The organism is Candidatus Pantoea bituminis (assembly GCF_018842675.1).
Classification (GTDB): domain Bacteria; phylum Pseudomonadota; class Gammaproteobacteria; order Enterobacterales; family Enterobacteriaceae; genus Pantoea; species Pantoea phytostimulans.
The window spans coordinates 170,286-185,080 of record NZ_JAGTWO010000001.1; the positions used below are offsets into that span (position 1 = coordinate 170,286).

Sequence of the window (14,795 nt, forward strand, 5' to 3'; positions counted from 1 at the left end):
AGTAAGCTTTAAAAAGGGAGGTGAATCTAACCCCTCTCTATTCAGCCATTAGAGCTGAATACAGGTTGTAATTATCTGCATCAAAACAGACTAAATTAACCCTTTCTATGTTGGCATTTTCACGCAAACAACGCGTAATCACATCCAGAGCAATATTAGCGGCCCGCTCTTTGGGAAAATGATAAATTCCGGTGCTGATGTTTGGGAAAGAGACGGTTTTAATGTCATATTCATCAATAATTTTAAAACAATTTAAGTAGGCACTTCTCAACAGTTCATCTTCGCCGTGATGCCCATCTTGCCAGCGTGGCCCTACCGTATGAATGACATAATCAGCGGGTAAGTTACCGGCTTTTGTGATGACAGCATCCCCTACCTTACAGCCGCCCTGGCGGTTCCTTATTATCTGACACTCTGCCAAAATCGCTGGCCCCCCGCACGATGTATTGCCCCATCAACACCGCCGCCGCCCAATAACGACGAGTTAGCTGCATTCACAATCGCTTCAGCAGAGACTTTGGTTATATCGCCTTGTAACAAGGTTATTTTGTTCATTCTTTCCCCCTATTCAGACTTACAGAGTGCTTTTCCGCCTAAAGCTGCCTGCTATGACGTTTTTCATTCAACGTTGCTGACAACCTGCTGCTTTCTCTGCCGTCGGCATCGCTCGGAGCAATATTGCACGTCATCCCAACACGTTTCCCATTTCTTACGCCAGTTCATCGGTTTCTTGCAGCATTTGCAATAACGCACAGGTAACGCTTTTTTATTGCCTTTAAATTCGGTCATACCTGTCCCATCAATCTAGCGCTACGTTTTTAGTCTTTTTACGTCAACTCACTACCTCATTTTAGCTTACGGATTTGATAAGATCTGGCCGCGCAGATTAACTGAGGCAGCAAATGTACAGGGAAAGCGGGCGCACCCGTCGCGGATTTGGCGGGTGCCGAAATTTGATGATTAAGGTGCGTTGAATACCTGGATTTTTTCCGAAATAGTTAACCTTCGCGACATTCTGCGGAGGTATAACAATATTCTTTCTCCGTTACTGATCTAACAATTTTTGATTTAATCCATTCCGTCGGCTCTCTTTTACCGCTTCGTTTGTGTGAGTATATTTTCACTGTGAATCTGGGTGCCTCAAAAGGGAGTTTGAAGATCCTGACCTTGGCGGTCTGTGAAATTTTGCTCGCCACATAAGAGGAATTGCCATCAGCAGTTCGCTTTCCGCAATAATGAAGGGAGCGCCAAGCATTGACGGGGTTTTAATGACAACTTTGCGTTTTAACCCCAACCGTTCAAGGTGTGAATCAAGCAGCCCCTGCTTTTCATTCCAGGGCGTAACGACTAAATGCCCGGCAGACAGATACTCGGCCAAATCCAGGCTGGAACGCTGCTCAGTGCTGATGACGACAAACTCGTCGCTGAATAAATCCGTTTCCTCCAAATCGGGATGATTAAGTCCGCCCGGCTCGCTGAAGCTAAGCGCCATATCAATCTCACCGGCGAGTAATTCATTGAGAGCCGGATTATGGGGTAAATGGCAGAGCTCAAAACTCAGGTGTGGCGCTTCGTCTTTTAGCGCCTTCATTAGGCCGGGAAATAAGCAAAAGGCCGTGTAATCCGTAACGGCAATTTTAAAGCTGACGTCACTGGTTCGTGGGTTAAAGGGCTGAGCGGGACAAAGATGCTTATTAAGCGCCATGAGTGCTTCAGCAATGTAGGGCGCTAACTGGCAAGCATAGACACTGGGACACATTTTATGACCGTCCCGATAAAACAGCGGATCTTTAAGAAATTCCCGCAGTCTGGAAAGTGCATGACTTAGCGCGGACGTGCTCATAGAAAGCTCTATCGCGGCCAGCCTCACTGAGTTATGCCTGAAAACGGCGTCGAAAACCGGCAGAAGGTTTAAATCAAGTCTCCTCAGCACATGATGCATGAGATTCACCTTTAGTTGATTTTATTGCACTTATTTCATCGAACAATAACGATTATGCTGGTCAGCTTCAATCTTATTGAGCAAGCGATGACTTATGGGCGTGACTATTCGACAGGCGTATCCCGAAGATGCAGACATTATCTACAACATGATCGTTGAATTATCCATTTACGAGCAGGGTCTGCAGCAACCTCTAACAAATGCAGAGGAGATCAGGAATACGTTGTTTGGTTCCAATAGTAATACTGAAGCCTTCATTTGTGAGATTGACGGGGTCACTGCCGGATATGCTGTGGTATCAACCAGCTATTCAGCCTGGCTGGGACGCAGCGGTTTATACATGGAAGATCTCTATTTCTCTCCAAATTACCGCGGTTTAGGCGCAGGCAAAGCCCTGCTTCAGTTCATCGCACAGCAGGCGATAAAACGTCAGTGCGGCCGTATTGAATGGAGTGTCCTGAACTGGGATCAGTCCGCTAAAGATTTCTATCTCAGCATTGATGCCCTGCCCTTAAATGAATGGGTTCGTTATCGCCTTGATGGTGCAGCTTTACAGAAGTTTGCTGAAGCTGGCGCTAACTGAAGCCGTTGTCAGGCAAAACCCTCTTAACTGGCGTTCCGTTGCAAAGGCTTACGGCAATGATGGTGTAAACGAGAGGTCGGTGAATGATAACCGGCGATAGAACGGGATAGGTTCGATGTTCACTCATAGGCATCATGAGTGAAAACATCATGCCAGCCCTGAGGCTGGCAGGGTTATTTACTTCAAATGCAAACGGATTTCTGAAGACGCCTGCTGTAGTGCCGTTCGTACCGTGGGTTCCTGACTCAATGCGTTAAGTAAGCCGTAGTCGTGGATCATCCCGTTATAGCGGGTCACGGTAACAGGGACACCAGCCGCATCAAGCTTACGTCCAAATGCTTCGCCTTCATCACGTAATACGTCCAGTTCGGCTGTCTGAATCAGGGTTGGCGGTAAGCCTTTCAACTGCTCAGGGGTTGCCCGTAACGGAGAGGCGAAGATGTTATTACGATCTTTTTCGGAAGTGGTGTAGCTGTCCCAGAACCATTTCATCATATTGCGGCTAAGGAAATGTCCTTCCGCAAACTGCTGGTATGAAGCATCGTCAAAATTTGCATCAGTAACGGGCCAAAGCATAACGCTATAGCGGATGGCTGGCGTGTGATATTGCTTTGCCTGCAGCGCTACTGCCGCAACCATGTTACCGCCGACACTGTTTCCGGCCAACGCCAGACGTGAACCATCAACACCAATTTCAGCGCCGTGCTCAGCAACCCATTTAGTCGCTTCATACGCCTGCGTAATGGCGACAGGATAATGCGCTTCAGGAGAAGGCGTATAATTTACAAATACCGCCGCCGCACCAGACTCATTGACCAGATCGCGCACCAAACGCTCGTGCGTCGGGTAATCACCCAGAACCCAGCCACCGCCATGGAAAAACATAAACACAGGCAACGTTCCCGACGTGTTTTCAGGCTTCACTACGGTAAGCGTTAAGGGTTTGCCCAAAACATTGATGACTTTTTCAGTTACCACAGCCGGAGGAAGTTTAACGCCTTTCTGAGCACCAATGAGCACGTCGCGCGCCGCTTTCGGTGAGAGCTGCTCAATAGGCTTACCGCCGCTGCTGTTCAGCACAGTGAGAAAACGTGCTACACCCGCAGTAGGTGCAGGTGTGTTATCTGCCGTTGCAGCATAGGCAGCCGAGATCTGAGCAGCCAGCAGCAAGGCGCCTGCTTTCATTTTTATATTCATCATAATTCCCTGTCATTAATTGCAGTTAAATGTTGCGCTATATACGGTTGCCAGAAATAAGGTTATTAACCGATATATAACGCACCACTCAATGTGTGGATCTCAATTAAATTTCATTGGTATTGATAGAGCACAAGAGCCTGTCGTCATAGAAGATGTGCGGGATTCATTAATATGTTAATTACTGACATAAACGCGTGTTCATTTCCGGCATGCAACATGGCCGGAATAAGTAAAATCCAGCGCTTGCACCCGTGAAATGCGTGTAAATAAAAGCGCAGAGAAAATACTGTAATGCTCTCTGCGCCTTATTCAGCGACAACTCACTTTGCAGCAAACTCGGTAAAAGCCGTTAACTGACGTGCCAGAAAAGCCCGCGTATTCTCATCTGTCAGCCTATTACCGCTGATTTTCTCGCTGACATCACCAATGATGGCCTCAGGTTTATTCATTATGCGGGCATCGAAATAGCCCAGAATCTGCCGCAGATGTATCTGTGCTCTGACGCCGCCTAACTTCCCGGGTGAAGCTGACTGAATCAAAACCGGTTTACCTGCAATCGGTTGAGGGGATACGCGTGACAACCAATCCAGTGCATTCTTCAACACGCCTGGTATCGAATGGTTGTATTCGGGTGTAATGATGATAAGCCCATCGGCCTGGATAATACTTTCAGCCATGGCTAGCACTTCCTCGGGAAAACCCGCCGCTTCTGTATCGGAACTGTAATGCGGAAATTCACCGGGAGAACCGAGCGGCGTAAAAGAGACGCCCTCTGGAGCCAGCTCCGGCAAAGTATTGGCAATGATTGCGTTAACAGAGCCGGTACGCAAGCTGCAGGTCAGCGTGACAAATTTAAGGTCTGGCGTGTTCATGTTTGCCCTCAGGGTTTTCATATTCATGTTATGCAGGCTGGGTTATCAGAACTGATAGACAAGGCCAACGGCCAGGATGTCATCGGTTGATACGCCTGCCGCCTCGGAAAAATCACTTTTATCAATCAGGTTCAGCTTGTAATCCACGTACGCCAGCATGTTTTTGTTGAACAGATAGGAGCCGCCAAAATCGACAAACTTCACGAGATCCTGATTGCCATACGTTCTACCGTTACCGGCCATTCCCAGGTCTTTAGCGCGCGCCTGGTTAAAAGCAATGAAGGGAACCCAGCCTGAGTCAAACGTATACTGCGCAAAGGCCTCAAAGATGTCTGACTGATTGGCGTAGCCATACACGCCAGCATTTGCGCTAGAGCCAAAGCGTGAGGCGTTATACGCCTGCGTGTACATCACGCCCAGATAGACATTGTTCGCATCATATTTTAGCGCTGCAGAGTAGGCTTCTGCCCTGTCACCGCGCCCCATAATGCCGCTGCTGCCATTCTGCTCACGGGTACGATCGGAATTTGTGAAAGCACCCACGGCCTTAAACCCGTCGCCAAAAGCGTAAGAAACCGACATACCATATCCGTCACCGTTCTGACGCAACACGTCGCGAGCGCCAGGCTCACCGTCGCCGTCATTTTTCCCTGATACTGCAGTGTGATGTCCAGGCCATCGATTAAGCCGAAAAGATCGCTATTTCGGTAAGTGGTGAGGCTGTTTCCGCGGCGAAACATAAACTGATCGGTGTTATAAGTCAGGGCATCAAATTCCGGCTGCATATCTGTCAGGCTTAGCGCGTCATAAAGCACGCCGGTGTTGCGGCCATAATCAAATGATCCGTAGCTGCCTACCTTAATACCGGCAAAGCCCAGACGGGTGAACATGGAGTTGCTGTCGCTCTCCGGCTGGTTAGCGTTGAACTGGCTCTGCCACTGGCCGTAGCCGGTGATCAGGTCTGAAATCTGGGTTTGGCCCTTAAATCCAATACGCATGTAGGACTGATCGCCATCCTGACTGGCGTCATCACTAAAATAATGCAACCCCGATACCAGACCATATAAGTCAAGCTTGTTGCCATCTTTATTATAGATTTCGGCCGCAGAGACATTCCCCGACAAAATGATGCAGGACGCCATAAGCGCCAAATATTTTATATCCATTAATTCCTCTTGGTGCGGCATAAACATTAAGTCTAAATATTTGCTTCGAATCTCAACTACCCCAGCGGATCTTTTAATTTCTACCTAAAAATTTTATTTTCTTAATTCATTAAAAAACATTTGCTTCGATATCTGGCAAATATGATTCTCATGCAAATTTCGCGTGATCTCCCTGAACGCGACTTCCTGGCCTGAACACTCTTTTCTGAATATCGTCGGTGCAATCAGAAGATACTTTTTAAAAATTCGGCTAAAGTTTTGTTGACTGGTAAAACCATTTTCAATGGCTATGTCGAGAATATCTCTATTAGTAAAGGCGACTGAAAAGGCTGCCCTGGAAATTCTTCGCAGCCGGATGTACTCAGCAAGGTTACACCCCATTTGCACTCTGAATACCCGCTGAAAATGCCAATGCCCATAGCCACTTCGTTGCGTGACCGTTTTCACCCGTATCGTTTCATCAGACAAATTATCTTCAATCCATGGAAGCAGGTCCCTGACCACGGTATCCACAATTTTACTGCGTACCGTAATCATCTTCTCGCCAGGATGAGTCATGTTCACATCGATTTCCCGTTCGGTTAACTCGATATAAAGTGCGCTTAGCGCAATGACTGAGCGAACTTAAGGTGGATAAATTATCAGGTCTGCTTTAAGCAAAAGGAAGTTATACAAAGGGATAGGTATACAAACAGATAGTTATACGAAGAGATAATTGAAAAAGCCGCTGACAGGAGAACTTAACTTTTATGCGGCCTTGTTCTTTATAAATGGCTGTGAAGTATGACATACCCTAAATATTCAACCTGGCGGTTGACTGTCTGAGCAAAACCCGTCTATCGATAAAATTTTTACTGACAATGAAGGTTCAAATATTTTGATTTACTTCACCACAAAACAGCTATTTTAACCGGAACCTTATCGACCTACTATTCATCCCATCGAGACAAATCGTCTCATAAACTGAAAATCTCAATAAGGAACCGACCATGAATATCGTCAAAAACATTGTTGCTTTAGCTGCTCTTTCTTTGTTCTCTTTCTCAGGTTTTGCGCAGAGCGTGACTGCAAGCGCCTCGACGCTTGATAGTGCTGAAGCTAAAATTGCGCTTCAGGCCAAGCAAGCGGGCACTTCATATAAGATCACCAGCGCACGCTTTACAAACGGTGCTTATATCTCAGCAGAGCTGGTTAAGTGATGAAAAGGGCCGCAGCTAAAGCGTTAAGCCTGCGGCCGGATTCAATGGAGAGAATAAGATGAATATGCTCAAAAATTGTGTTGTGCTGCTCTTTGTCGCCCTTTACTTAATCACATTAAAAAAATGCAGCCGTCCGGGCGAACAAAACCGTATTTCTGGCAGAACGGTAAACACGCTATCGAATCACTCATAAGCCCATAAGCTGTTGAGGTAATTTGAAAGGAACGTCTAAAATAGATAGCGCGACGCTGACAGGATATTTATCATTATTTATCCAGACACAAATAATAATGATAAATATCATCAAGCCAAGCGTATTAACTGATTATAACGTGGTCAATTTAGTTAGATAATATTTAATTGAAATAGAATTAATTAAAAAAACCTCCCGCGGGACACGCGGGAGGGTTACGTTAACGCGCTTACGCTATATTCAACGGAAGCGTAAACCAGAACAGACTCCCTCCGTCCTGCCGGTTTTCAGCACAAAGTACCCCGCCGTGTCGTTTGATAATTTCATTGCAGATGGTGAGCCCCATTCCCATCCCTTCCGCTTTGGTGGTATAGAAAGAGTCGAAAATTTTACCGATAACCTCTTCTGCCAGACCTGTACCGTTATCTGCGACTTCAATCTTAATAAGGTTATCAGCGGGATGGGAGGAAGCGAGTCGCAGAATACGTGCGCCCTGATTATCAGTCATTGCTTCAATAGCATTGATAACCAGGTTAAGGAGAACCTGCTGTATCTGTACGCTCTCGCAAAATATCTCATCCAGTTCCGCTTTAAAATCCAGCTCCAGCGCAACGTGTCGACGCTCAAGTTCAAGACGCGATAGGGTTAAAATATCACGTGCTAGCAGATGAAGCCTGGCGGGGGCAAATTCAGAGACGTTATTACGGGTGAGCGCCTGCAACCCACGAATGATCTCCCCGCCCGGCGACCTTCCTTGATAATCTCTTCCAGACTCTGACTGGCATTCTCGAGTTGCGAAGGTTCACGTTTCAGCCAGCGTAGGCTGGCACCGGCATTGGCCACGATAGACATCAGCGGCTGATTGATCTCATGTGCGATAGAGGATGTTAGCTGTCCGACAGTCGTGGCGCGCGCGACGCGGGCAAGTTCAGCCTGAGCAATCCTGACAGCATCCTCAGAGTGGCGTTGCGCCGTGATGTCCGTCAGCGTGCCAAAATATTCCGCCACTTCTGGCCAGTTTTCGACGGGCTCGCCAATGCCTTTAATGTACCGGCATTCACCATCATCCCGAATGATGCGGAATTCAGCCTTCATGCTGACACCATCACGAACACTCGTTTCTATCAGCGCTTTAAGACAGTGAATATCATCTGGGTGAACACGACTCTGGAATTCAACCATTGACGTGCTGCTCTGTTCGGCGGGCAGGCCCATAATGCGTTTATATTCATCTGATATCAGCTGTATGTCTGGATCCAGAAGCCAATGCCACGTGCCGGTATTACTTATTTTTTCACCGAGCATCAGCGAGGTCTGGCTGGCGCGAAGCTGTTTTTCAATTTTCCGACGCTGGATGTTTTCATCCACCAGCTCAGCGTACAGACGAGCAGTCTCAAGTGAAACAGCGGCCTGCGCGCCCAGCATCGACACTATCCTTGAATGTTCGGCGGTAAACACGTCCGGCATCAAACGATTCTCCAGATAAAGCACCCCGACCATTTGTGCTTGCCTGAACATCGGCACGCACATGACCGCAGCACCAGATGCGACCAGATAGTTGTCCTGACTGAACGGGCTGAACACTTCCGGTTTGCCCGTGCGGATTTCCTGCCCGGTGCGAATGACTGCAGATAATATTGAAAGCGGAAGATCCGTAGAGACCGGCAGCTCTTTGACGATTTTCACCCGAATCCCGTCAACAGTCGTGGTGGCCCTGGCCTGAATTTCTGGTACATCGCCGTCAGTCAGGCGGATAAGCAAGCAGTGCTGCGCCCCGGCTCTTTCAACCAGCATCACCATAAGGATATGAATCAGGCGATCCAGATTGATCTCTTCTGTCAGCGCACGCATAGCCGTTACCATGCTCTGCAAATCGCTGATAACCGCGCTTTGCTCAAAGGTCACTGTGTTGAGCGCCGTCTGTGGGTTCGGATTAGCCAGATTAGGATATAAGCTTTCAAGCTGGCGCACCTTCGCGCCAGCCCCCAGCGTTCCCATGCTGACAGCGCACCCTTAATGTAGGCATCTCCAGCAAACACCAGGTTTCTGTCATAAGCAAAGCGAGCCGCCAACTCGCAGGCCAGACCATTGATGTGATGAAATTGCTCTTTACGCGACAGTTCAATGGCCTTTTCATACTGCTCCATCGCCTGCGCTGTCTTTTCCTCAAGCCTCAGCAGCTCGGCACGCAGCAGCGCTTCCTTGTCTGAAAATGTTTTTTCATTCTCATTTGACCAAGTGACGATCTTATCCAGATGGCGCATCAACTGCTGACGCTTCTCTTCGTCAAAAGTGTTGGGCTTAAGCGGTACGGAGAGAGCCAGCGCACTGTATAAATGGAAATCCAACATATGCACATGACCCGGGATAAATTCAGTCAACGGTGCTGCGTTCGCAAAACATTGACTGGCCGAGTCATACTCATGAGCGAAAAAGTGCGCCATCCCTTTGTAAAGGCGTGACCAAAACTGCATGAGCAACACGGGTTCGATAGCATTTTCCGGCTTCAACACGTTTAAAACGGGTGTCATAAAATGGTCGCCTGAAAACGTATCGCCTCTTGGCTTACGTAAGAACATAACGTAGTCAAGCTGCATGCCCAGAATCACTTCCACATCAGGGTATTGCGCCTTACGCACATAAGTTATCCCGCGCGTGATGGAGGTGTGAACACCATCCAAATGATCCCCGCGTGCGAGATAATTCATAACGACATGACGCAACGCCAGGCACGCGGATGTCCGATCCCCCCTTCAACAGCAACATCAAACGTCGCTTTAGCGCACTCAATGGCGTAAGTCAGGGGCATCGTCCAGACGCTGACTTGGTCAAGGGGCAGCAGCGTTCGGGCTTTATAACTGACAAAGTCGTGTTTATAGACCAACTCGCGCGCAAGCAGTGTACTGGCGAATCCACGGCTGTATTCATCGTATTGATCGCCACAGACAACGCCATACCAGGAGAGCGCAAGGGTCGAAGCGCCGCTGATGCCGCGGGCCATGGTCAGATGAAGCAGTTTGCACAGGATCATGAATTGAAGACGCGGACTGATGAAGGCAGCGAAAGTGCTGGCACTGGCCATCAGATTCATCACAGCTTCTGTCTTTTCACAGGTCAGCCGCGGCAGTGAACGGAACCGGGTATAGGGGTTTTTACCCACATCTTCTTTCAGCAATATCCTGGCTGCATCGCACTCTTGCTTATCGGGATAACGGTTCAGCTGTATGCCAAAAACTGCCAGCCAGGCGAGTGCTGTTTCCAGCGCCAACTGACTGTCCGACTGGCGCATATGAATCTCTGCAATCAGGCTGGCAGCCTCCGCTTTATTCGTCACATCACCGGGTGTCGTGAGGATTTTTGAGCTTATCACCAGCGCAGCGGTTAAATTGCCGTTTAAGAATTCGCATTCGGCCTCTTCAAGCATAAACATGCCGCTATCTTTGGTGCCTGAAAGGGTGTTGAGCGCGCGCGATGTATGTAAAAAACGCAGCGCAGAAACGTAATCGCCGGTAATTTTAGCCCGCTTACTCGCGTCAAAAATCAGCTGTGCAAACGTCTCGGCCTCGGCGGCTAACAGTGCGGTATTTTGAATAGTGATTAAATGATGCGCAGCCCTGAAGAGTGTGGCGCTGGTGATATCCCGGTTGGATTCATAGCTGTAATACAGCGCGGCTGCGTAATGAAAGTTATCTTTCTCTTCAACCGTCATGAGATTAAGCGCGCCTTCATGCATGCTGGCATGCATAAAAGAGTAACCCGTATCGGTCAGTGAAATGAGTCTGGCTGTCGCTGCTTGCAGCAGCATGGCTTTGATTTCTGCGACAGGTATACAAAGAATATTACTGATTATGTTCAGATCACCCGCGCTTCCTGTGCAGGCTAATTTTCCCAGCAGGCTGCGAAGCGGCGGAGGAAGCGTTTCCAGATGCTGTAATACCCCCGCAGCTACATTAGCGGTGTAATGACTGTTTCTAAGCACCTGAGAATCAAACGTCCATTTAGACGGGGCTTTGTGCGTTATATGATTATCCTGCACGGCTTGCCTGAAAAACTCACGCGCTGCAAGCGGGTTACCCGCCGTTTTTTCATGAATGATTTGCGCAAGCTCTATGGTTGCTGCACTTCGGGTGTGAAAAAGCCCTGCCAGCCAGTGTGCAATATTTTTTATCGATAGCGGCTCTGGCGTAATATCAACAATGCGGTTTGCGGCTGCCCGGATACGGGTAAGGTTAGCGGCTACGGCCGGACAGGGTAACGAAGCGTCGTCCCGATACGTTACCACCAGTAACAACGGGATATCATCGCTTGAGTTCAGAAGATTCTGCAGCAAATGCAGGGTCGCTTGATCAGCCCAGTGAACGTCATCAATAAGTATGACCAGTGGCCTTCCCGGTGTTGTGAATGCCTTAGCCAGGCTGCATGCGACAAGATTTACGCGCTTTCGTGCATCAAGCGAGCCGGCGTCTGTCTGGAAGGCTGCTTTCTGGTTTAGCAGTATGCCCAGATCGGGGATCAGGTTCACCGCAAGGCCGGCATAATCTCCCAGTACGCGTGTGATATGCGCTTTCCAGCGCGCCATCTCTTCAGCGGGAAGGCCCAGCAGATGTAAGGTCAGCTGTTTGAAGGAAGAGGTGAAAATTGCGTAGGGTAATATCGGAGAATGCTGGTCTGCTTTCACCATCGTCAGCAATGTTTTTTGCTACGCAATATTTTTAACGACGAAGCAATCACAGATGATTTGCCTGAACCCGGCGCTCCGCAGACTGCCACCAGGCTATGTTTTCCGCTACTGCAGACTTCATCAAATGCCGCCAGGATGTCGCTTGCCTGAGTGTGATCGGAATAAAGTGAATCAGTGGATAACGTCGAAGGCTGCATATCCTGCAAACCCAATGCAAAGGATTCAATAATCCCATCAGGCATCAGATTTGACTCACAGCGCTTGAGATCGGCCAGTAACCCTTCCACCGTTTGATATCGGTATTCAGGTGACTTAGCCAGTAGCCGCAGAATAATGGAAGAGAGCACGACCGGAACGTCTTTACGCAACTTATGCGGCGGCAGCGCTTCTGATGCAATGTGGTGGTGAACCCATTCTGCCAATCCGCCCTCGGCATTGCCGTAAGGAAGCTTGCCCGTCAGTAATTCATAAAGAACGATGCCCAGGCTGTATAAATCACTCACCCGGCTGACACGGTGTGCTGTCCGTGAAGTATGCTCTGGCGACATATAGGCAAGCGTTCCGCCTGACACTGGCAACAGGGCTTGCTGCAGGAGATCCCTCTCCATTGATGCTAGCCCGAAGCCACCAAGCTGAACGGTGCCCTCGTCGGTAAAGAAAAAGTTAGAGGGCTTAATGTCGCCGTGAACCAGCCCTTGCTGATGCATCTTACCGAGGGCGTCACATAGCATCGCTGCGCTGTTGAAAAAGGTCCTGATGGTGTCAGGCGGCACGCATAAAGAGTCGGCCAGCGTTCTGTAAACAAAAGAGGAATAAATGAGAGAATAACGTCCCTGGTAGAAAGCCTGTCTTAAAGGCTTAAGCGCCCAGCTTTCAGATAACGTATTGCGTAATGAAAACTCATTTTTCAGCCGTTGTGTTACCTGAAAGAGTGCTTCCTCATTCGCTGCAGTTGCCAAAACAAATGTTTCACCAGAACTGGCATGACGACAAAGAAACCAATTTACGCTGCCTTCCTGAGCCAGAGGCGTGAAAACAATTTCTTCACTGATAGCGAAGTCTGTTTCATCGGCGCTATGTAAAGACAATAAAATTGAACTCATAGGCGCGAAGACCGGATAGAAAACTCCAGCCGGATATGATCGAATAAAGCATCAATATCAATTGGCTTTCGCATAAAAGTAATGGCGCCTAAATTGATTGCGTACCAGAGCATTTTGTCATCACCGTTACCGGAGATAATAATGCCTGGGGGATTTTGCAGTCTCTTTATGAGCTCTCTGAATAAATCAAAACCAGACATACCTTTCAACTGGACATCAATAATGAACAGCGCAGCGTCCGTAAGCGCTGTTTCATTACATAAAAGATCTTCTGCCGATTCAAATGACTGCGTCGAGTAACCTTCCGACTGAAGCAGGTTTGTCAGGGCACTGCGAACAGAACGTTCATCATCAACAATGACAATGCGCTGCGACAGCTGCATGCTGTTTTCCTTAAATATTTTTCACAACTCCCTGAGGCGCTTCCTTAGGAGGGTTTGTCAGCAGAGGGCGGAGGCGTACCGCTAATTTTCGGCACACACTCATGACGAAACCAAGCCAGAGTTACCGGCTGACGATTAATCAGTCGCTTACACAGCGGAATAATCTGTTCGCCGACCAGCATACCAAACAGTCCCAGCAACGCAATGACTGGCGGAGCCGGGAGTTGACGTCCATAAAGGCGTGAATAACACCGACCAGCACGCCCATCACCAAAGAAATAACGTAGGTTTTCAGCATGATTAGCTCACCTGCTGCGTATTTGATAGATCGAGTGCCGGACGTTTATCAACAACATGCAGCCTGTGATCATGAGCTGGAACCCAGGCAGTGGCATCATGATGCAGCAGCTTTATACCTAACGTACTACCAAAAATCATTCCCAGCAGACCGACAAGCGCCACTGCCGGCGGAGCCGGAGATCGTACATTGAGCAGCGCATAAATAAGGCCAATAAACACGCCCGCTCCCAGAGATATTAATAAAGGACTCATAGGCCCTCCTTTTTATAATGGCTGGCCAGCCGCGAAACGGACCAGCCAGCTTAGCAATTAGCGAACCGGTGCAGGTACCGGAGCCAGAGTCTGGTGTTCGCTCTTCTGACGGGAAGGCGCTTTGTGCACCATGGTGTAGGCATAATCAACGCCAATACCGTAAGCGCCTGAGTGCTCTTTCGCGATATCCATTACCGCGTTGTACGTCTCTTTGTGTGCCCAGTCACGCTGCCACTCCAGCATCACCTGCTGCCAGGTCACCGGGATCACGCCGGCCTGGATCATGCGCTGCATCGCGTAGTCGTGGGCCTCTTTGGTGGTGCCGCCTGACGCATCCGCCACCATGTAGATTTCGTAGTCGCCTTCCAGCATTGCGCACAGGGCGAAGCTGTTGTTACAGACTTCCGTCCACAGGCCGGAAACCACCACCTTTTTCTTGCCGTTAGCGGCCAGTGCGTCACGCACTTTCTGGTCATCCCAGGAGTTCATTGAGGTACGCTCAAGGATGTCCTGGCCCGGGAACACGTCCAGCAGCTCCGGGAAGGTGTTGCCGGAAAAGCTTTCGGTCTCAACGGTGGTCAGGACGGTCGGGATATTGAAGACTTTGGCCGCTTTGGCCAGCGCCACCACGTTGTTTTTCAGCACCTGGCGGTCAATTGACTGCACGCCAAAGGCCATCTGTGGCTGCTGATCGATAAAAATAATCTGGCTGTTCTGCGGCGTCAGTACTTCAAGTTTGCTAATAGTCATGTTTATGCCCATTGAGGTGAGTGTTGATAAATTCTGTAAAAGGATAATCAGCGTTAAGAGACATACATCCCCAGTATCCGAATAGCGTTATGTTGCTCTGCCGCTGCCCTTCTGGTTGGGTAACTGTCTGAGCGCAGTGTAGGAACCTTTCATTCTTCATACTATTATCTA

Annotated in this window: 9 protein-coding genes and 5 pseudogenes; 2 read left to right on the forward strand and 12 right to left on the reverse strand. The window is 48.8% G+C overall.

Annotated features, from left to right (window positions below):
* Positions 1 to 37 precede the first annotated feature (37 nt).
* From KQP84_RS00910 to KQP84_RS00920, 3 genes and pseudogenes are all read right to left on the reverse strand, one after another.
* Positions 38 to 555, reverse strand: a pseudogene (locus KQP84_RS00910) (O-acetyl-ADP-ribose deacetylase).
* Positions 556 to 618: 63 nt separating this feature from the next.
* Entirely contained in the window at positions 619 to 789 is a 171-nt protein-coding gene (locus KQP84_RS00915; RefSeq protein ID WP_215844837.1) for a DUF2256 domain-containing protein, read from the reverse strand.
* Between the two features lie 209 nt (positions 790 to 998).
* Positions 999 to 1,942: pseudogene (locus tag KQP84_RS00920) on the reverse strand (LysR family transcriptional regulator).
* A gap of 94 nt (positions 1,943 to 2,036) precedes the next feature.
* Here KQP84_RS00920 and KQP84_RS00925 point away from each other — a divergent pair.
* Positions 2,037 to 2,525: a GNAT family N-acetyltransferase gene (locus tag KQP84_RS00925; protein ID WP_215844838.1), complete on the forward strand. Its 489-nt coding sequence runs from the start codon at positions 2,037 to 2,039 to the stop codon at positions 2,523 to 2,525.
* Between the two features lie 177 nt (positions 2,526 to 2,702).
* Here KQP84_RS00925 and KQP84_RS00930 read toward each other — a convergent pair whose 3' ends face one another.
* From KQP84_RS00930 to KQP84_RS00945, 4 genes and pseudogenes are all read right to left on the reverse strand, one after another.
* Positions 2,703 to 3,722, reverse strand: coding sequence for an alpha/beta hydrolase (locus KQP84_RS00930; RefSeq protein WP_215844980.1), 1,020 nt, complete (start codon positions 3,720 to 3,722; stop codon positions 2,703 to 2,705).
* Between the two features lie 323 nt (positions 3,723 to 4,045).
* Positions 4,046 to 4,597, reverse strand: coding sequence for an NADPH-dependent FMN reductase (locus KQP84_RS00935; protein ID WP_243079445.1), 552 nt, complete (start codon positions 4,595 to 4,597; stop codon positions 4,046 to 4,048).
* Positions 4,598 to 4,642: 45 nt separating this feature from the next.
* Positions 4,643 to 5,763, reverse strand: a pseudogene (locus KQP84_RS00940) (porin).
* 93 nt (positions 5,764 to 5,856) lie between these two features.
* Entirely contained in the window at positions 5,857 to 6,321 is a 465-nt protein-coding gene (locus tag KQP84_RS00945) for a helix-turn-helix domain-containing protein (protein ID WP_252515122.1), read from the reverse strand.
* Between the two features lie 431 nt (positions 6,322 to 6,752).
* Here KQP84_RS00945 and KQP84_RS00950 point away from each other — a divergent pair, with 431 nt between their 5' ends.
* On the forward strand, positions 6,753 to 6,962 hold the full coding sequence (locus KQP84_RS00950; RefSeq protein WP_215844840.1) for a DUF1471 domain-containing protein: 210 nt from the start codon (positions 6,753 to 6,755) through the stop codon (positions 6,960 to 6,962).
* Between the two features lie 422 nt (positions 6,963 to 7,384).
* On the opposite strand, the pseudogene KQP84_RS26375 reads toward KQP84_RS00950, so the two are convergent.
* The 5 genes and pseudogenes from KQP84_RS26375 to KQP84_RS00975 form a co-directional block, all read right to left on the reverse strand.
* Positions 7,385 to 12,939 (reverse strand): annotated as a pseudogene (locus tag KQP84_RS26375) (AAA family ATPase).
* Positions 12,936 to 13,322: a response regulator gene (locus KQP84_RS00960; protein WP_215844841.1), complete on the reverse strand. Its 387-nt coding sequence runs from the start codon at positions 13,320 to 13,322 to the stop codon at positions 12,936 to 12,938. The pseudogene KQP84_RS26375 and the gene KQP84_RS00960 overlap by 4 nt, the downstream one beginning before the upstream one ends.
* Positions 13,323 to 13,366: 44 nt before the next feature.
* Positions 13,367 to 13,620: pseudogene (locus KQP84_RS00965) on the reverse strand (XapX domain-containing protein).
* 2 nt (positions 13,621 to 13,622) lie between these two features.
* The gene (locus tag KQP84_RS00970) at positions 13,623 to 13,874 is read right to left on the reverse strand and encodes a DUF1427 family protein (protein WP_215844842.1); all 252 of its coding nucleotides are present in this window, start codon (positions 13,872 to 13,874) and stop codon (positions 13,623 to 13,625) included.
* Between the two features lie 57 nt (positions 13,875 to 13,931).
* A complete protein-coding gene (locus KQP84_RS00975) occupies positions 13,932 to 14,624 on the reverse strand; it encodes a hydrolase (RefSeq protein WP_215844843.1) in 693 nt (230 codons plus the stop codon).
* Positions 14,625 to 14,795: the final 171 nt, after the last annotated feature.

Excerpts from the sequence above, each read along its gene's own strand:
- KQP84_RS00915 (WP_215844837.1), bottom strand. The coding sequence starts at position 789 with ATGACCGAATTTAAAGGCAATAAAAAAGCGTTACCTGTGCGTTATTGC.
- KQP84_RS00925 (WP_215844838.1), top strand. The coding sequence starts at position 2,037 with ATGGGCGTGACTATTCGACAGGCGTATCCCGAAGATGCAGACATTATC.
- KQP84_RS00930 (WP_215844980.1), bottom strand. The coding sequence starts at position 3,722 with ATGAATATAAAAATGAAAGCAGGCGCCTTGCTGCTGGCTGCTCAGATC.
- KQP84_RS00935 (WP_243079445.1), bottom strand. The coding sequence starts at position 4,597 with ATGAACACGCCAGACCTTAAATTTGTCACGCTGACCTGCAGCTTGCGT.
- KQP84_RS00945 (WP_252515122.1), bottom strand. The coding sequence starts at position 6,321 with ATGACTCATCCTGGCGAGAAGATGATTACGGTACGCAGTAAAATTGTG.
- KQP84_RS00950 (WP_215844840.1), top strand. The coding sequence starts at position 6,753 with ATGAATATCGTCAAAAACATTGTTGCTTTAGCTGCTCTTTCTTTGTTC.
- KQP84_RS00960 (WP_215844841.1), bottom strand. The coding sequence starts at position 13,322 with ATGCAGCTGTCGCAGCGCATTGTCATTGTTGATGATGAACGTTCTGTT.
- KQP84_RS00970 (WP_215844842.1), bottom strand. The coding sequence starts at position 13,874 with ATGAGTCCTTTATTAATATCTCTGGGAGCGGGCGTGTTTATTGGCCTT.
- KQP84_RS00975 (WP_215844843.1), bottom strand. The coding sequence starts at position 14,624 with ATGACTATTAGCAAACTTGAAGTACTGACGCCGCAGAACAGCCAGATT.